At 66.3% G+C, this 15183-nt stretch carries 13 protein-coding genes; 7 read left to right on the top strand and 6 right to left on the bottom strand.

The annotated features are described in order from the left end of the window. Nucleotides 1–5: 5 nt before the first annotated feature. A complete protein-coding gene (locus tag EV665_RS03405; protein WP_133033102.1) occupies nt 6–965 on the bottom strand; it encodes a glutathione S-transferase family protein in 960 nt (319 codons plus the stop codon). A 260-nt stretch (nt 966–1225) separates the two neighbouring features. On the opposite strand from EV665_RS03405, the gene EV665_RS03410 reads away from it, so the two are divergent. Further along, nucleotides 1226–1999, top strand: coding sequence for a L,D-transpeptidase (locus EV665_RS03410; protein ID WP_162852960.1), 774 nt, complete (start codon nt 1226–1228; stop codon nt 1997–1999). 379 nt (nt 2000–2378) lie between these two features. On the opposite strand, the gene purN is transcribed toward EV665_RS03410, so the two are convergent. Together purN and purM are read right to left on the bottom strand one after the other, a co-directional pair. Next, entirely contained in the window at nt 2379–3044 is a 666-nt protein-coding gene (gene purN / locus EV665_RS03415; protein ID WP_133033103.1) for a phosphoribosylglycinamide formyltransferase, read from the bottom strand. After that, a complete protein-coding gene (purM, locus tag EV665_RS03420) occupies nt 3041–4114 on the bottom strand; it encodes a phosphoribosylformylglycinamidine cyclo-ligase (RefSeq protein ID WP_133033104.1) in 1074 nt (357 codons plus the stop codon). The genes purN and purM overlap by 4 nt, the downstream gene beginning before the upstream one ends. Nucleotides 4115–4484: 370 nt before the next feature. Between purM and EV665_RS03425 the strand changes: the two genes are divergently transcribed. The 5 genes from EV665_RS03425 to EV665_RS03445 all read left to right on the top strand — a co-directional run bounded on the left by EV665_RS03425 (nt 4485) and on the right by EV665_RS03445 (nt 10967). Next, complete coding sequence (locus EV665_RS03425; protein ID WP_371328600.1) at nt 4485–5636, top strand: AI-2E family transporter; 1152 nt, start codon at nt 4485–4487, stop codon at nt 5634–5636. 29 nt (nt 5637–5665) lie between these two features. Further along, nucleotides 5666–6352: a DnaA regulatory inactivator HdaA gene (gene hdaA, locus EV665_RS03430; RefSeq protein ID WP_133033105.1), complete on the top strand. Its 687-nt coding sequence runs from the start codon at nt 5666–5668 to the stop codon at nt 6350–6352. A 273-nt stretch (nt 6353–6625) separates the two neighbouring features. After that, a complete protein-coding gene (locus EV665_RS03435; RefSeq protein WP_133033106.1) occupies nt 6626–8842 on the top strand; it encodes an RNA degradosome polyphosphate kinase in 2217 nt (738 codons plus the stop codon). A gap of 11 nt (nt 8843–8853) precedes the next feature. Continuing rightward, complete coding sequence (ppx, locus tag EV665_RS03440; protein ID WP_133033107.1) at nt 8854–10374, top strand: exopolyphosphatase; 1521 nt, start codon at nt 8854–8856, stop codon at nt 10372–10374. Between the two features lie 8 nt (nt 10375–10382). After that, a complete protein-coding gene (locus tag EV665_RS03445) occupies nt 10383–10967 on the top strand; it encodes a DUF922 domain-containing Zn-dependent protease (RefSeq protein ID WP_133033108.1) in 585 nt (194 codons plus the stop codon). A gap of 212 nt (nt 10968–11179) precedes the next feature. On the opposite strand, the gene EV665_RS03450 is transcribed toward EV665_RS03445, so the two are convergent. Next, nucleotides 11180–12538 carry an esterase-like activity of phytase family protein gene (locus EV665_RS03450; RefSeq protein ID WP_133033109.1) on the bottom strand — a complete coding sequence of 453 codons (1359 nt, stop codon included), beginning with the start codon at nt 12536–12538 and terminating at the stop codon, nt 11180–11182. 107 nt (nt 12539–12645) lie between these two features. Beyond that, on the bottom strand, nt 12646–13536 hold the full coding sequence (locus tag EV665_RS03455; protein WP_133033110.1) for an AraC family transcriptional regulator: 891 nt from the start codon (nt 13534–13536) through the stop codon (nt 12646–12648). Here EV665_RS03455 and EV665_RS03460 point away from each other — a divergent pair. Continuing rightward, entirely contained in the window at nt 13535–13942 is a 408-nt protein-coding gene (locus EV665_RS03460) for a DUF2000 family protein (RefSeq protein WP_133033111.1), read from the top strand. The genes EV665_RS03455 and EV665_RS03460 overlap by 2 nt on opposite strands. On the opposite strand, the gene rnd is transcribed toward EV665_RS03460, so the two are convergent. Further along, entirely contained in the window at nt 13943–15088 is a 1146-nt protein-coding gene (gene rnd / locus EV665_RS03465) for a ribonuclease D (RefSeq protein ID WP_064332451.1), read from the bottom strand. It abuts the gene before it with no gap. Nucleotides 15089–15183: the final 95 nt, after the last annotated feature.

The following is a 15183-nucleotide window of genomic DNA, read 5'->3' on the forward strand; positions in this document are numbered from 1 at the left end:
GCCGCTCAAAGCCCCAGCGCCGAAAGGTCCGGTCCGAGCGGCACGATGCCGTTCGGGTTCAGCGACCTGATCGAATAATAGCCGTGCTTGATATGGTCGATGCTGACCGTCTCGCGCACGCCCGGCAAGTCGAGCACGCGCTTCGTATAGGCCGAGAGCGCCGCATAGTCGGCAAGCTGCCGGCGGTTGCACTTGAAGAGGCCGTGATAGGCGGCGTCGAAGCGGATGAGGGTGACGAAGAGGCGGATGTCGGCCTCGGTGAAGGCCCCGCCGGTGAGGAACGGCCCGCCGGCGGCAAGGCGCGCCTCCAGTTCGTCCAGCATGGCGAAGACGCCATGGAAGGCCTCCTCGTAGGCGACCTGCGTGGTGGCGAAGCCGGCGCGGTAGACGCCGTTGTTGAGCGCGGGATAGATGCGCTCGTTGAGCGCGTCGATCTCGCCGCGCAGGGCCTCGGGATAGAGGTCGACGCTCTCGTCCGCCAGCGCGCCGAAGCCGCTGTTCAGCATGCGTATGATGTCGGCGGATTCGTTGTTGACGATCGTCTTCAGCGCTTTGTCCCAGAGCACCGGCACGGTGGCGCGGCCGGTGAAGGTGGGTGCGGCGCGGGTGTAGAGCTCGTGCATGTAGGTCGCGCCGTTGAGGTCGTCGCGGTTTGCGCCCGGATAGTCGCCGAAGCGCCAGCCCTGGTCGGTCAGCGCCGGCTCGACGACCGAGACGGAGATCACGCCGTCGAGCTTCTTCAGCCGGCGGGCGATCAGCGTGCGCGAGGCCCAGGGGCAGATCAGCGCGACATAGAGCTGGTAGCGCCCGGCCTCGGCCGCAAAGCCGCCTTCGCCCGTCGGGCCGGCGCTGCCGTCGGGCGTCACCCAGTTGCGGAAGCTCGAAACCTGCCGCACGAAGCCGCCCTTGGCATCCTTCGCCTGGACAGGCTGCCAGTCTTCCGTCCATTTGCCATTGACGAGCATCGCGCTATCCCCGTTTCGGTTGAAGTTACCGTCCGGGATAATCCGCGCGCGCGAAAACGGCAATTCTCCCGGCGATTGACACAGCGTTCACAAAGTGGCCCGGCGGTGACAGGACGGTGAAAAGCCGTCGCGCAAGCCTGAGGCCAGCCGCAATTGCCACAATTGCGGCAGGGTTATGGACCTAATTTGCCGCTCGTTAGTTAGTGATTCAGCCTCTCGCCCCATTCTACGTTTCCGCATAACGGATTTTGACGATCTCCATGACCGACACCGCGCTCTCCCGCCGCCGCTTCCTGCAGTTTACCGGGCTTGCTATGGCAAGCGGCCTGGCCGGCTGCACCTCCTCGATGAACACGGACCGGTTCCGCTACGAGACCCGGCCCTATTTCCGCAATCCCGCGCTGGAGGGCCGGCCGGAATATATCGACGGCGCGCGCAGCGATGGCCTCGGCGGCCGGTCGCCGAGCGGGCTTCTGCCGGAATCGTCCTATTACGCCTCGATCTACGGCCCGGTGTCCGACGGCGGCTATCAGGTGCCGGCGGTGCCCTACCAGCAGATCGACGCGCGCTACTATCGCCAGGAGGTCGAAAGCCCGTTCGGCGAGCGGCCGGGCACGATCATCGTCGACACGGGCAACCGCTTCCTCTACCTCATCCTGCCGAACGGCCGCGCCATGCGCTACGGCGTCGGCATCGGCCGGCAGGGCTTTTCCTGGTCGGGCCGCGGCGTCATCCAGTGGAAGCAGGCCTGGCCGAAATGGACGCCGCCGGACGAGATGGTGGCGCGCCAGCCGGAGCTCGTCAAATATTCCGCCGCCAATGGCGGCATGCCCGGCGGCCTCAACAACCCGCTCGGCGCGCGCGCGCTCTACATCTTCCAGAACGGCGAGGACACGCTCTACCGCCTGCACGGCTCGCCGGAATGGAAGTCCATCGGCAAGGCCGTGTCCTCCGGCTGCGTGCGCATGCTGAACCAGGATGTCATCGATCTCTACGATCGCGTGAAGGGCAAGGCGCCGATCCTGGTGATCTGAGCGCAAGCCGTCTCCCGCCAACCTGTCTTCCGCAAACCTCTCTTTCGTCATCCTCGGGCTTGACCCGAGGATCCACCGCAGCACCCCGCGCGTGGATGGTCGGGCCAGGCCCGGCCATAAAGGAGAGGTTTGCGGAAGAGAGGTTGGCGGGAGACGGCCGTCGCCACCGGCGACCTGCGCGGATCGACGGCGCGTACCTGATCCTGCTGGCGGCGGTTAACGCCTTCGCCTGCCCGCGCCTTCGGGCAGACCTTCACCCCACCCACCAACGTCATCCTCGGGCTTGACCCGAGGATCCACCGCCGCACCCCGTGCGTGGATGGTCGGGTCAGGCCCGACCATGACGGAGGAGAGGTTTGCGGGCCTTTACAGGTCGGGTCTAATCCGCCGCCGGCGAGATCAGGTGGGCGCCGTCGATTCGCGGCAGGTCGCCGGTGGCGACGGCCTTGCCGCCCTCCATGCGCACCTTGCCTTCGGCAACGAGCCGCAGGGCCAGCGGATAGCTGCGGTGCTCGACCGTCAGCACGCGCGCGGCCAGCGTGCCCGCCGTATCGTCTGGCAGGACGGGAACCGCGGCCTGCACGATGGCCGGACCTTCATCCATGCCCTCGGTCACGAAATGCACCGTGCAGCCGGCGATGCGCATGCCCGCGTCGATGGCGCGCTGGTGCGTGTTAAGGCCGGGGAAGAGCGGCAGGAGGGACGGGTGGATGTTGAGGATGCGGCCCTCATAGCGGCTGACGAAGGCGCCGGAGATCAGGCGCATGTAGCCGGCAAGGCAGATGAGGTCGGGCGAGAGCGCGTCGAGCGCCTCGATGATGGCCGCCTCATGGGCGTCCTTGCTGGTGAAATCCTTGCGCAGGAAGGTGCGGGTCGCAATGCCGAGCGCTTCCGCCCTGGCCAGCCCGCCGGCCCCCGCCTTGTCGGAGAAGACGGCGACGATCTCCGCCGGAAAATCCGGGTCCGCCGCGGCCTTCGCCAGGGCCAGCATGTTGGAGCCGCCGCCGGAGATGAAGGCGACGACGCGCTTGCGCGATCCGCTCATAGGGCGAGCGTGCCCTTGTAGATCGTGCCGGCCACGCCCTCTTCGCGCGCGACCATGCGGCCGAGGCGGAAGACGGTTTCACCTTCGCGGGAAAGCACGGCGGCGACCTCGTCGGCCTTGTCGGCCGGAACGACGGCGATCATGCCGACGCCGCAGTTGAAGGTGCGCAGCATTTCCGTGGCGGCGACGCCGCCCGTCCCGGCGAGCCAGGAGAAGACGGCCGGCGCCTTGACGGCGGCAAGGTCGATCTCGGCGGCGAGATGCTTCGGCAGCACGCGCGGAATGTTCTCCGGAAAGCCGCCACCGGTGATATGCGCCAGCGCCTTGATCGAGCCGGTCTCGCGGATCGCCTTCAGCAGCGGCTTCACATAGATCTTCGTCGGCGTCAGCAGCGCCTCGCCGAGGCTCTTTTCGGCGTCGAACGGCGCGGGCGCGTCCCAGGCGAAGCCCGAGAGCGTCACGATCTTGCGCACCAGCGAATAGCCGTTGGAATGCACGCCCGAGGAGGCAAGGCCGAGGATGACGTCGCCCTCGGCGATATCGCCCGAGGGCAGCAGCCTGCCGCGCTCGGCGGCGCCGACGGCAAAGCCGGCAAGGTCATAGTCGCCATGCGAATACATGCCCGGCATTTCCGCCGTCTCGCCGCCGATGAGCGCGCAGCCGGCCTGGCGGCAGCCTTCGGCGATGCCTTCGACGATCGTCGCGCCCTGGTCGGGGTCGAGCTTGCCGGTGGCGAAATAGTCGAGGAAGAAGAGGGGTTCGGCGCCCTGCACCACGAGGTCGTTGACGCACATGGCGACGAGGTCGATGCCGACCGTGTCGTGGCGGTTCGCGTCGATGGCGATCTTCAGCTTGGTGCCGACGCCGTCATTGGCGGCAACGAGCACCGGATCGGTGAAGCCGGCGGCCTTCAGGTCGAACAGCCCGCCGAAGCCGCCGATCTCGCCGTCCGCGCCCGGGCGGCGCGTCGAGCGCACGGCCGGCTTGATCTTCTCGACCATCAGGTTGCCCGCGTCGATGTCGACGCCCGCATCGCTATAGGTCAGACCGTTCTTTCCCGACTGGCTCATGGCTCTCGTCTCCGGCTTGAGGCCTCTGGAGGCCTGCTTGGGGCTTGTCGCGCCCGATTGGCATGGCGGGGGATGAAGTGCAAGCGGAATGCCGGGAATGCGGGGATTTTTTCACCGGTTTGCGGGGATGGCGGCGCTGCCTGCCCCTCACCCTGGCCCTCTCCCCGCAGGCGGGGAAAGGGCCAGGGTGAGGGGACGTGCCCCCGCATGATGTGGAAATAGGGGAAAACGGCGCGGCCCGTTTCCTTCGCCCCGCTTGCGGGGAGAAGGTGGCCGGCAGGCCGGATGAGGGGCAAATCCACGGAGAACGGCGTTTCCCCCACCGCCCCGCCGAGCCTTGACCTTTCTCATCCCCGCATCCTATCTCCTCATGCAATACGGCGAAACACGAGGAAAGAGCGCGATGGCAGCCCATATCAGCGGCGCGGGACTGAAGCGGCAGGTGGTCTTCTGGCTCATCGCGCTCGGCTTCTTCCTCATCTTCCTCCTGGTGTTCAGCGACATCCTGCTGCCCTTCATCGCCGGCATGGCGCTCGCCTATTTCCTCGATCCGGTCGCCGACCGGCTGGAGCGCTGGGGCCTCAGCCGCCTGATGGCGACGGTGGTCATCCTCATCGCCTTCGTCATCCTCTTCGCGCTGTCGCTGATGATCGTCATCCCGCTGCTCGCCACGCAGGCGGCGGATTTTCTGCAGAAGCTGCCGGGCTACGTCACCCAGTTGCAGGAGCTGGTGGCGAGCTTCAATCCCGACCTGCTGCCCACCTGGATCAGCAGCCAGATGGGCACGATCAAGCAGAGCTTCTCCTCCATCCTCGCCGAAGGCGCGGGCTTCCTCGGCACGGTGTTCAAGCAGCTTTGGAACTCCGGCATGGCGCTGGTCAACATCGTCTCGCTGCTCGTCATCACGCCCGTCGTCGCCTTCTATCTGCTGCTCGACTGGGACCGCATGATCGCCAAGGTGGATAGCTGGGTGCCGCGCGACCATGTCGCCAACGTGCGCCGGATCGCGAGCGAAATGGACGCGGCGATTGCCGGCTTCGTGCGCGGGCAGGGCTCCATCTGCATCATCCTCGGCCTGTTCTACGGCGTCGGGCTGTCCTTCGCCGGCCTCAATTTCGGCCTGCTGATCGGCCTCTTCGCCGGCCTCATCAGCTTCATCCCCTATGTCGGCTCGCTGGTCGGCCTGGTGCTGGCGGTCGGCGTCGCCGTCGTGCAGTTCTGGCCGGATTACTGGATGGTCGTCCTCATCGCCGCCATCTTCTTCGCCGGCCAGTTCGTCGAGGGCAACATCCTGCAGCCCAAGCTCGTCGGCTCGCGCGTCGGCCTGCATCCGGTCTGGCTGATGTTCGCGCTCGTCGCCTTCGGCGCGCTCTTCGGCTTCGTCGGCCTGCTGGTCGCCGTGCCGGCCGCCGCCGCCGTCGGCGTGCTTGTCCGCTTCGGCCTCCAGCGTTACCTTGACAGCGACCTTTATTACGGGGCGAGCAAGCCCATCCTGCTCGAAGAGAGCACGCCGGAAGAATAACGGGCAGTCCATAGTATCCGAGTAGCACCATGACATCGCGCAAGACCGCCGAACAGTTGCCGCTGGCCTTCGGGCACGACCCCGCGACGGGGCGTGACGACCTTCTGGTCGCCGAGCCGGTCAATGCCGCCGTGGCGATGATCGACGCCTGGCCGCACTGGCCGTCGCCCGTCGTCGTCATCGCGGGCCCCGTCGGCTCGGGAAAATCGCACCTTGCCGCCATCTGGCGCGAGAAGGCGGGGGCCGAGGCCATCGTGGCGAAGGCGGGCAGGGGCGCCGAGGCGGCCGCCGAGCGCGGGCCCGTGCTCATCGAGGACGCCGACCGTGCCGGTTTCGACGACCGCACGCTCTTCCACATCATCAACAATGTGCGCCAGCACGGCCACACGCTGCTGATCACCAGCCGGCTCTGGCCGATGTCCTGGCCGGTCGAACTGGCGGACCTGCGCTCGCGCCTGAAGGCCGCCACGGTGGTGGAGATCGGCGAGCCGGACGACGAACTGCTCTCGCAGGTCATCATAAAGCTCTTCGCCGACCGCCAGCTCTTCGTCGACGAAAGGCTCGTCGCCTATATCGTCGCGCGCATGGAGCGCTCGCTGGAGGCCGCCCAGACGCTGGTCGAGCGCCTCGACCGGCTGGCGCTCGCCCGCGGCAGCCGGATCACCCGCATGCTGGCGCAGGAAGTGCTCGGCGACATGGTCGGCGGCGAGGAGTGAGCCGGAGATTTCAAGCCGGCATCCGGTGATCCCCCAAGGGCTATCGCCTATATTCCACCACAGGTGATCGCCTTGTCCGCAGGGCGGGATGGCCTGCCTGCCAGGAGGAACACCCGGCGATTGCTCGGCGAATTCCACCGACCCCGGATTGACTGTCACAGTTCCGTCGTCAAACTGCGCTAAGCGGTTCGGGGAAAAGTGGAAATCGGTTTCCGTCCGGGCCGCGTGGAAAGCATGCGGCCGATCCGGCGGCAAAGTGGGGCGGACTCTCCAATGGATACAGCGACTTCGGAACATGCGCAGGAAAAGCCCGTCGAGCAGGTGCCGTCGCCGGAAGGGGCGAGCGTCGATGTCGCGGCCCTGATGGCAAGCCCCGAACGCTTCATCAACCGCGAATTCTCCTGGCTGCAGTTCAATCGCCGCGTGCTCGAGGAGACGCTGAACACCGCCCATCCGCTCCTGGAGCGCGTGCGTTTCCTGTCCATTTCGGCCGGCAACCTCGACGAATTCTTCATGGTGCGCGTCGCCGGCCTCGAGGGCCAGGTGCGCCAGGGCGTCGGCATCCGCAGCCCCGACGGCAAGACCTCGGCCGAGCAGCTCGACGGCATCCTCAAGGAGATCGACAATCTCCAGATGGAGCAGCAGGCCTCGCTCGCCGTGCTCCAGCAGTATCTCGCCAAGGAGGATATCCTGATCGTCCGCCCGACGGCGCTCACCAGCGACGACAAGGTCTGGCTGCAGCAGGAATTCATCCAGTCGATCTTCCCGGTCCTGACGCCGCTCTCCATCGATCCGGCGCATCCGTTCCCGTTCATCCCCAATCTCGGCTTCTCGATCGGCCTGCAGCTCGAAAGCACGACCGGCAAGGAGCCGATGACGGCGCTGCTGCGCCTGCCGGTGGCGCTCGACCGTTTCATCCGCCTGCCCGACGCCAAGGGCGCGATCCGCTACATCACGCTGGAGGATGCCGTCGGCCTCTTCATCGGAAAGCTCTTCCCCGGCTATATCGTGCGCGGCTCGGGCACCTTCCGCATCATCCGCGACAGCGATATCGAAGTGGAGGAAGAGGCCGAAGACCTCGTGCGCTTCTTCGAGACGGCGCTGAAGCGCCGCCGCCGCGGTTCGGTGATCCGCATCGAGACCGATTCGGAAATGCCCGAATCGCTGCGCCGCTTCGTCGTCGGCGAACTCGGCGTGCCGGACAACCGCGTCGCCGTCCTGCCCGGCCTTCTCGCCCTCAACACGCTGTCGGAAATCGCCAAGGCGCCGCGCGACGATCTTCGGTTCGAGCCCTACAATGCCCGATTTCCCGAACGCGTCCGCGAGCACGCCGGAGACTGTTTCGCCGCCATCCGCGAAAAGGACATGGTCGTCCACCACCCCTACGAAAGCTTCGACGTGGTGGTCCAGTTCCTTCTCCAGGCTGCGCGCGATCCTGACGTTCTGGCGATAAAGCAGACGCTCTACCGCACCTCCAACGACAGCCCGATCGTGCGTGCGCTGATCGACGCGGCCGAGGCCGGCAAGTCGGTGACGGCGCTGGTGGAACTCAAGGCCCGCTTCGACGAGGAGGCGAACATCCGCTGGGCGCGCGACCTCGAACGCGCCGGCGTGCAGGTCGTCTTCGGCTTCATCGAACTGAAGACCCATGCCAAGATGTCGATGGTGGTGCGCCGCGAAGAGGGCAAGCTGCGGACCTATTGCCACCTCGGCACCGGCAACTACCACCCGGTCACGGCGAAGATCTACACGGACCTTTCCTTCTTCACCTGCAACCCGACGATCGCCAGCGACATGGCGAACATCTTCAACTTCATCACGGGTTACGGCGAGCCCGAAGCCGGCATGAAGCTCGCCTTCTCGCCCTATACGCTGCGCCCGCGCATTCTCCGCCACATCGAGGAGGAGATCGCCCATGCCAAGAACGGCGCGCCGGCGGCGATCTGGATGAAGATGAACTCGCTGGTCGACCCTGATATCATCGACGCGCTCTACCGTGCCAGCCAGGCGGGCGTGGAGGTCGACCTCGTCGTGCGCGGCATCTGCTGCCTGCGCCCGCAGGTCCCCGGCCTTTCCGACAATATCCATGTCAAATCCATCGTCGGCCGCTTCCTCGAACATTCCCGCATCTTCTGCTTTGGCAACGGCCACGGGCTTCCCTCCGACAAGGCGCTGGTCTATATAAGCTCCGCGGACATGATGCCGCGCAACCTGGACCGGCGAGTCGAGACACTGGTGCCTTTGATCAACCGGACGGTGCATGAGCAGGTTCTCTCGCAGATCATGCTGGGCAATCTCATCGATAACCAGCAGAGCTACGAGATCCTTGCGGACGGAACGTCCCGGCGCATGGAAGTGCAGCCCGGTACCGAGCCGTTCAACGCTCAGCACTACTTCATGACCAACCCCAGCTTGTCCGGCCGGGGCGAAGCCCTGAAGTCCAGCGCACCGAAGGCGATCGCGGGCTGGCAAGGCCGCCGGAAGAAGTAAACTGGATATGCATGGTTGAGTCTGAAGCCCAGGGGCGTTTGCCTGGAATTGCCCCGGTGTCAGTCGTGGATATCGGTTCGAACTCGATTCGCCTCGTTATCTACGAGGGCATGAACCGTTCGCCGGCCATCCTGTTCAACGAGAAGGTCATGTGCGGCCTCGGCAAGGGGCTTGCCAAGACCGGCCGCATGGACCCGGCAAGCGTCGAGCGGGCGCTCTCCGCCCTTCATCGTTTCAAGGCGCTCTCCCGGCAGGCCCGTGCCTCCACCATGTTCGCGCTGGCGACCGCCGCCGCGCGCGAGGCGGAGAACGGCCCCGATTTCATCCACCAGGCGGAAATGATCCTCGGCCAGAAGGTCCGCGTGCTGACCGGTGAGGAGGAAGCCTATTTCTCCGCGCTCGGCGTCGTCAGCGGCTTTCACGATACGGACGGCATCGTCGGCGACCTCGGCGGCGGCTCGCTGGAGCTGATCGACGTGACGGGCGCCGTGATCAGCCGCGGCATCACGCTGCCGCTCGGCGGCATCCGCCTGTCGGAAGCCTCCGGCGGTTCGCCCGCCCAGGCCCGCATCGTCGCGCGAAAATACCTGCGCACCGCAAACCTCCTGAAGAACGGCGCCGGCCGCGCCTTCTACGCCGTCGGCGGCACCTGGCGCGCCATCGGGGCGCTGCACATGGAGGTGCAGAACTACCCGCTGCACATGATCCAGGGCTACGAGCTCGGCTTCTCCGACGCCATGGATTTCCTGACGGACATCGTGACGGCCAAGGACCAGAAGGATCCCGCCTATGCGGCGATCTCCAAGGGCCGCCGCAACCTGCTTCCCTTCGGCGCCGTCGCGCTGCAGGAGACGATCGCCATCATGAAGCCCTCGCGGATCTTCTTCTCCGCCCAGGGCGTGCGCGAAGGCTATCTCTATTCGCTTCTGCCCGACCGGGAAAAGGCGCGCGACCCGCTGATTGCCGCCGCCGGCGAACTCGCCATCCTGCGCGCCCGCTCGCCCGAGCATGCGCGCGAGCTTGCCGAATGGACCGGCCGCATGATGCCGCTCTTCGGCATCACCGAGACGGAGGAGGAGCGTCGCTACCGCGAGGCCGCCTGCCTTCTGGCCGACATAAGCTGGCGCGCCCATCCCGATTACCGCGGCCTGCAGGCACTGAACCTCATCGCCCACGGCACCTTCATCGGCATCACCCATCCCGGCCGCGCCTTCATCGCGCTCACCAACTACTACCGCTTCGAAGGCCTCAACGACGACGCCGTCAGCAGTTCGCTGGCCGGCATCGCCACACCCCGGTTGCGCGAGCTGGCAAAACTTGTCGGTGCGCTGCTGCGCGTCGTCTATCCGTTCTCGGCCTCGATGCCCGGTGTCGTGCCGCATCTTTCCATCCGCAAATCTAGTGCGCCGGATACCGATCTCGAATTCGTCGTGCCCGCCGATTTTGCCGAACTTGCCGGCGAACGGCTCGACGGCCGCCTCCAGCAGCTTACCAGGCTGACGGGCAAGAAACTCGCCTTCCGGTTCCTGTGAGGCCCGGGATGAGAGCCGCGCTCCTTCTCGCAGCCCTGTTCCTTGCCGGAAGCGCGGCGGCGCAGGACTGGCAGGCGGTCGAGCGTGTCGAGCCCTACAGCGTCGCAGGTTCGACGGGCCTCGAAATCTACCAGTCGATCGGCGCCCGCGGTCCGAAGCTCGGCGTCGCCCGCGTCATCGCCCATACCGGCTTCAAGCTCACCTGGACGCGCAAATACGAGCGCCAGGGCAATGCCTGCACCATCACGGTCAACAAGCCGAAGCTGATCATCACCTACACGCTGCCCAAGCTGAAGACCAAGCTCTCCGAGCCGCTGAAAAGCCGCTGGGACACCTTCCTCGCCGGCGTGACCGCGCATGAGAAGGTGCATGGCGACTTCATCAAGGACATGGTGAAGGAGATCGAGGCGGCAAGCGTCGGCATGACGGTCGAGAACGACCCCGACTGCCAGAAGATCCGCCCGCAGCTCCAGGCCAAGCTCGGCGAGCTTTCCCAGGCCCAGCGCGCCCGCAGCCGCGATTTCGACCAGGTCGAGCTGAGCGACGGCGGCAACGTGCACCAGCTCATCCTGCAGCTGGTCGATCCAAGTTAGGGTGGAGACGGCGCCGGCCTCATATCCGTGCAAGCCGTCTTGACGACCCGCCACCATAAGCCGCTATCAAGTCCGTTCACTTCTCCTCCGTCATCCTCGGGTCAAGCCCGAGGATGACGACGGGGAAGGCAGACACCCAAAGAGCAATGCCGCCAAAACCAAAACGGCAGCGCCCGCAGCCGCTGCCGTCTCTCACGCCCAACCGTCACCGATCACTCGGCCTTCAGCAGCTCGCCGACCTCAAGGAGCACGAACTCATTGTCGTCGGCCTTGTCCAGCGCGCGGCCGGCGGAGAAGGGCAGGTTGTTGTCGTTGCCGACGATGATGTGGGTCTCGTCGACGCGGTCGACGTTCTCGATCGTCACGAACGGCATGTCGTAGAAGCCGTCGCCGCCGCCCTGGCGCTTCCGGTTGTCGGGGTCGGCGATCTTCAGGAGATCGATATAGCCGATCTTGCGCACGGCCTTGCCGGCATTCTCGTCGGTCATGGCGATCTTGTAGATGCGCTTGACCTTCGAGGCGGTGGCGAAGCAGTCGGGCTTTGCGTCCTTGGCGTCGGCGCAGGCCTTGTCGGCGGTGCCGGCGCCGTTGTCGCGCTCGATCACCAGCGCGGTCGTCTCGTCCAGCATGTTGAAGTCGCCGATCGCCTCGCCGCCCTCGGCGAGCGGGTAGAGCCAGCTTCGGCCCGTCCAGGCCTTGGAGGCGGTGTCGAGCTCGATGATGCGCAGCGCCGGATGGCCGTCCGCCTGCTCGACGCTCTCGCTGTCGACCCAGAGCGGGCCTTCCAAGAGGCCGTAGAGCTTGGTGCCGTCCTTCGAGAGCGCCAGGCCCTCATAGCCGCCGGAGCGCTTGAGGTTGAAGGCCGGCATCTTCTTGGAGGGATCGGCCTGCACGGCGAGCGTCGGGTTGTCCGGCGAGGTGACCGGCTTGCCGTCCACCTCGGTGGCGATGACGTCGGTGAGCTTGCCGTCGCGGTCGAATTTCAGGATGTAGGGGCCGAACTCCTCGCCGATCCAGAAGCCGTCCTCGACCGGCTGGATGGATTCGACGTCGAAGTCACCGCCGGTCAGGTAGCGCGTCTCCGCGCCTTCCATGACGATCGGGAAGGGCGCCTTCCGGTCCGGGTCGGAGAGGAAGACGGTCCTGACCGGCTCCATCGTGCCCTTGTCCCAGTCGAAGCGCACATTGTGGATCATCAGCATGGCGTCGGTGGAGTTCAGCTTGTTGCCGAAGCCGTTGTCGGAAAGCGTCCAGAACGAGCCGTCCTCCATGGTCTTGATGCCGGAGAAACCCTGCATCGGCTGGCCGTCGAAGGGCAGCGCCAGCCCGGTCTCGCGCACGCCGTCCTTGCCCATGACGGTGCCGAGCGCCTCGGTGCGCTTGCGGTCGGCGGTGGTGAACTTGCCCGACGTCTTCAGGTAGGCGGCGGCGTCGGCCGGGGCGGCGATGATCGTGTTCGCCGGCAGGATCGCATGGGCCTTCAGCGTGGCCGGAAATTCCTTGTCGTCGGCCTGGGCGGCGGTCGCCAGCAGAACCGTAAGAGCGGCGGTGGTGAAAAGATGTTTGGTCATGAATGTCCCCATCGGGTTGGCAAAGCGAGGCCGTTGATAGGCGGCGCACATGACCGCCGCTTGACAGTTGCTTGTCGCTTTCATGACGGGGCTGAGGGATTTGGGGATTAGACGGCGAGCACCGCGAAGCGCCCGGGCGTCATCCCGAGCGCCTTCTTGAAATGGCGGTTGAGATGCGCCTGGTCGGCAAAGCCGCTGGCGACGGCGGCTTCCGCGATGCGCTCCCCCGCCGCGATCAGGGTTTTGGCCCGCTCCAGCCGGCGCATGACGAGGTAGCGGTGCGGGCTGGTGCCGAGAAGCTGGCGGAACTGCCGGGAAAGCGCGAAGCGGTCGAGCCCCGTCACCTCTTCGAGGTCGGCCGAGCTGACCTGCCGGGAGAGGTTTTCCCTGAGGAAATCGCAGGCCCGGCGCACCTCGGCATGGGCGAGCCGGCCCATTCCCGCCTGCGGCGCGCCCGCATGGTCGAGCAGGGCGGCGGCGATCTCCCCCACCAGCTCGTCGAGCTTCAGCGGCTCGATCGCCGCATCCATGCTGCCGATGGCGTCCAGCAGCAGGCCTGCCAGCCTGGGATCGTCGAGGACGGGCGCGGCGACGAAGGGCAGCGTGCGCCCGCGCGCGGCGGTCGCCGGCAGGAAGCGCTCCGGCGGGATGTAGATCATGCGGTAGGTGAGGCCGTCCTCGGTGGCGGCGCCGCCGTCGTGCATCTCGTCGGGATGCAGCACGATCACGTTGCCGGGCGGGCTGAAGCGGGTCTCGCCGCGATAGGAGAAGGTCTGGATGCCGGCCATGGTGACGCCGAGCGCATAGGTGTCGTGCCGGTGCGGCTCGAAGCCCTTGCCGTGGAAGCGTGCCTCGATGCGCTCGATGCCGGCGAGTTCCGGCGCCACGACGATGCGGTCCCTTTCGGTGCACGAACGTTCAAGCGGGCCCTCGACCGCGCCTGCTATCGCATTGGCCGCGGAATGGTCCGCAGCCTTTTCCCGGGAGTATACCTGCATGTTCGATACCAAGTTCGCCATCGTCCTGCGCGAGGACCTGGAGGTCTGGCAGAAGCTGAACGTGACCGCCTTCCTGTCCGACGGCATCATCGGCCGGAAACCGGAGCTGATCGGCGAAGCTTATCGCGATGCGGCCGGCAATGTCTACAATGCGCTGAGCGTCCAGCCGGTCATCGTGCTTTCGACGGACGGCGCGACGCTGTCGAAGATCCATGCCCGCGCCCTCGAGCGCGACGTCCCGGCCTCCGTCTATATCGAGGAGATGTTCGCGACCGGCCATGACGCGGCCAACCGCGCCGTCTTCGCCGAATTCGGGCCCGATGACGCCAAGGTCGTCGGCATCGCGCTGCATGCCGACAGGAAGACGGTCGACCGCATCACCAAGGGGGCGAAGCTGCACGCCTGATTAAAGCGCGACCGCCTCGATCTTCCTGTCGACGAAGCGCAGCGCCACCTTGCCGCCGATGAGGTTGAGGGCCGTTTCGCCGAAGAGCTCGCGGCGCCAGCCGGAGAGCGCGGCGACATCGGCCGCCTCGCCGTCGACGGCGATCTTTTCCAGATCGTCGCTGTTGGCGATGATCTTGGCGGCGACGCCTTCCTTCTCCGAGACGATCTTCAGGAGCACCTTCAGCATCTCGCTGGCGGCCGCGGCGCCCTCCGGCACATGGGCCTGGCGGGGCAGGCGCGGCAGGTCGGCCTTCGGAATGGCGAGCGCCTCGTTGATCGCCTCCAGCAGGGCTGCGCCGGATTGCGAGCGCTCCCAGCCCTTGGGAATGGTGCGCAGGCGCGCCAGCGCCTCGGCATCGGCCGGCTGCTGCTGGGCGATCTCGTAGATCGTGTCGTCCTTGAGGATGCGCGAGCGCGGCACGTTGCGGCCGCGCGCCTCCCGCTCGCGCCAGGCCGCGACCTTCTGCAGCACGGCCAGCTCGATCGGCTTCTTGACGCGCATCTTCAGCCGCCGCCAGGCGTCGTCCGGATGCAGGTCGTAGGTCTCGCGCGCTTCCAGGACCGCCATTTCCTCGGTCAGCCACAGCGAGCGGCCGGCGGCTTCCAGCTTCTCCTTGAGCGCGAGATAGACGTCGCGCAGGTGCGTCACGTCGGCCAGCGCATATTCGAGCTGCTTTTCGGTGAGCGGCCGGCGGCTCCAGTCGGTGAAGCGCGAGGACTTGTCGATGTGCACGCCCTTGATCTTCTGCACGAGCTGGTCGTAGGAGACGCTGTCGCCGAAGCCGCAGACCATGGCGGCGACCTGCGTGTCGAAGATCGGATGCGGGATGAGGTCGCCGCGGTTGACGATGATCTCGATGTCCTGCCGGGCGGCATGGAATACCTTCAGCACCGCCGGGTTCGCCATCAGGGCGAAGAAGGGGGCAAGGTCGAGGCCCTTGGCGAGCGGATCGACGATCACCTCGGTCTCGGGGCCTGCGAGCTGGATCAGGCAGAGTTCCGGCCAGAAGGTGGTTTCCCGCAGGAACTCCGTGTCGATGGTCAGATACTCGGAACGGGCGAGTGTCTCACAGGCTTCGGCAAGGGCTGCGGTGGTCTCGATGATCTGCATGATGGCTCGGGCGGACTTTCTGGTTTTTTGATCGGGCAGCTTTAGACGGTCCACGGTTTTGCCACAATCGAAAACTTGAGCGGGAGGGA

It is taken from the genome of Shinella granuli (assembly GCF_004341885.1).
Classification (GTDB): domain Bacteria; phylum Pseudomonadota; class Alphaproteobacteria; order Rhizobiales; family Rhizobiaceae; genus Shinella; species Shinella granuli.

What these genes read in the sequence shown, in the direction of transcription:
- EV665_RS03450 (WP_133033109.1), bottom strand. Translation starts at nt 12,538, where the DNA reads ATGACCAAACATCTTTTCACCACCGCCGCTCTTACGGTTCTGCTGGCG.
- purN (WP_133033103.1), bottom strand. Translation starts at nt 3,044, where the DNA reads ATGAGCGGATCGCGCAAGCGCGTCGTCGCCTTCATCTCCGGCGGCGGC.
- purM (WP_133033104.1), bottom strand. Translation starts at nt 4,114, where the DNA reads ATGAGCCAGTCGGGAAAGAACGGTCTGACCTATAGCGATGCGGGCGTC.
- EV665_RS03410 (WP_162852960.1), top strand. Translation starts at nt 1,226, where the DNA reads ATGACCGACACCGCGCTCTCCCGCCGCCGCTTCCTGCAGTTTACCGGG.
- EV665_RS03445 (WP_133033108.1), top strand. Translation starts at nt 10,383, where the DNA reads ATGAGAGCCGCGCTCCTTCTCGCAGCCCTGTTCCTTGCCGGAAGCGCG.
- EV665_RS03460 (WP_133033111.1), top strand. Translation starts at nt 13,535, where the DNA reads ATGTTCGATACCAAGTTCGCCATCGTCCTGCGCGAGGACCTGGAGGTC.
- EV665_RS03455 (WP_133033110.1), bottom strand. Translation starts at nt 13,536, where the DNA reads ATGCAGGTATACTCCCGGGAAAAGGCTGCGGACCATTCCGCGGCCAAT.
- EV665_RS03425 (WP_371328600.1), top strand. Translation starts at nt 4,485, where the DNA reads ATGCAATACGGCGAAACACGAGGAAAGAGCGCGATGGCAGCCCATATC.
- EV665_RS03435 (WP_133033106.1), top strand. Translation starts at nt 6,626, where the DNA reads ATGGATACAGCGACTTCGGAACATGCGCAGGAAAAGCCCGTCGAGCAG.
- EV665_RS03405 (WP_133033102.1), bottom strand. Translation starts at nt 965, where the DNA reads ATGCTCGTCAATGGCAAATGGACGGAAGACTGGCAGCCTGTCCAGGCG.
- ppx (WP_133033107.1), top strand. Translation starts at nt 8,854, where the DNA reads ATGGTTGAGTCTGAAGCCCAGGGGCGTTTGCCTGGAATTGCCCCGGTG.
- hdaA (WP_133033105.1), top strand. Translation starts at nt 5,666, where the DNA reads ATGACATCGCGCAAGACCGCCGAACAGTTGCCGCTGGCCTTCGGGCAC.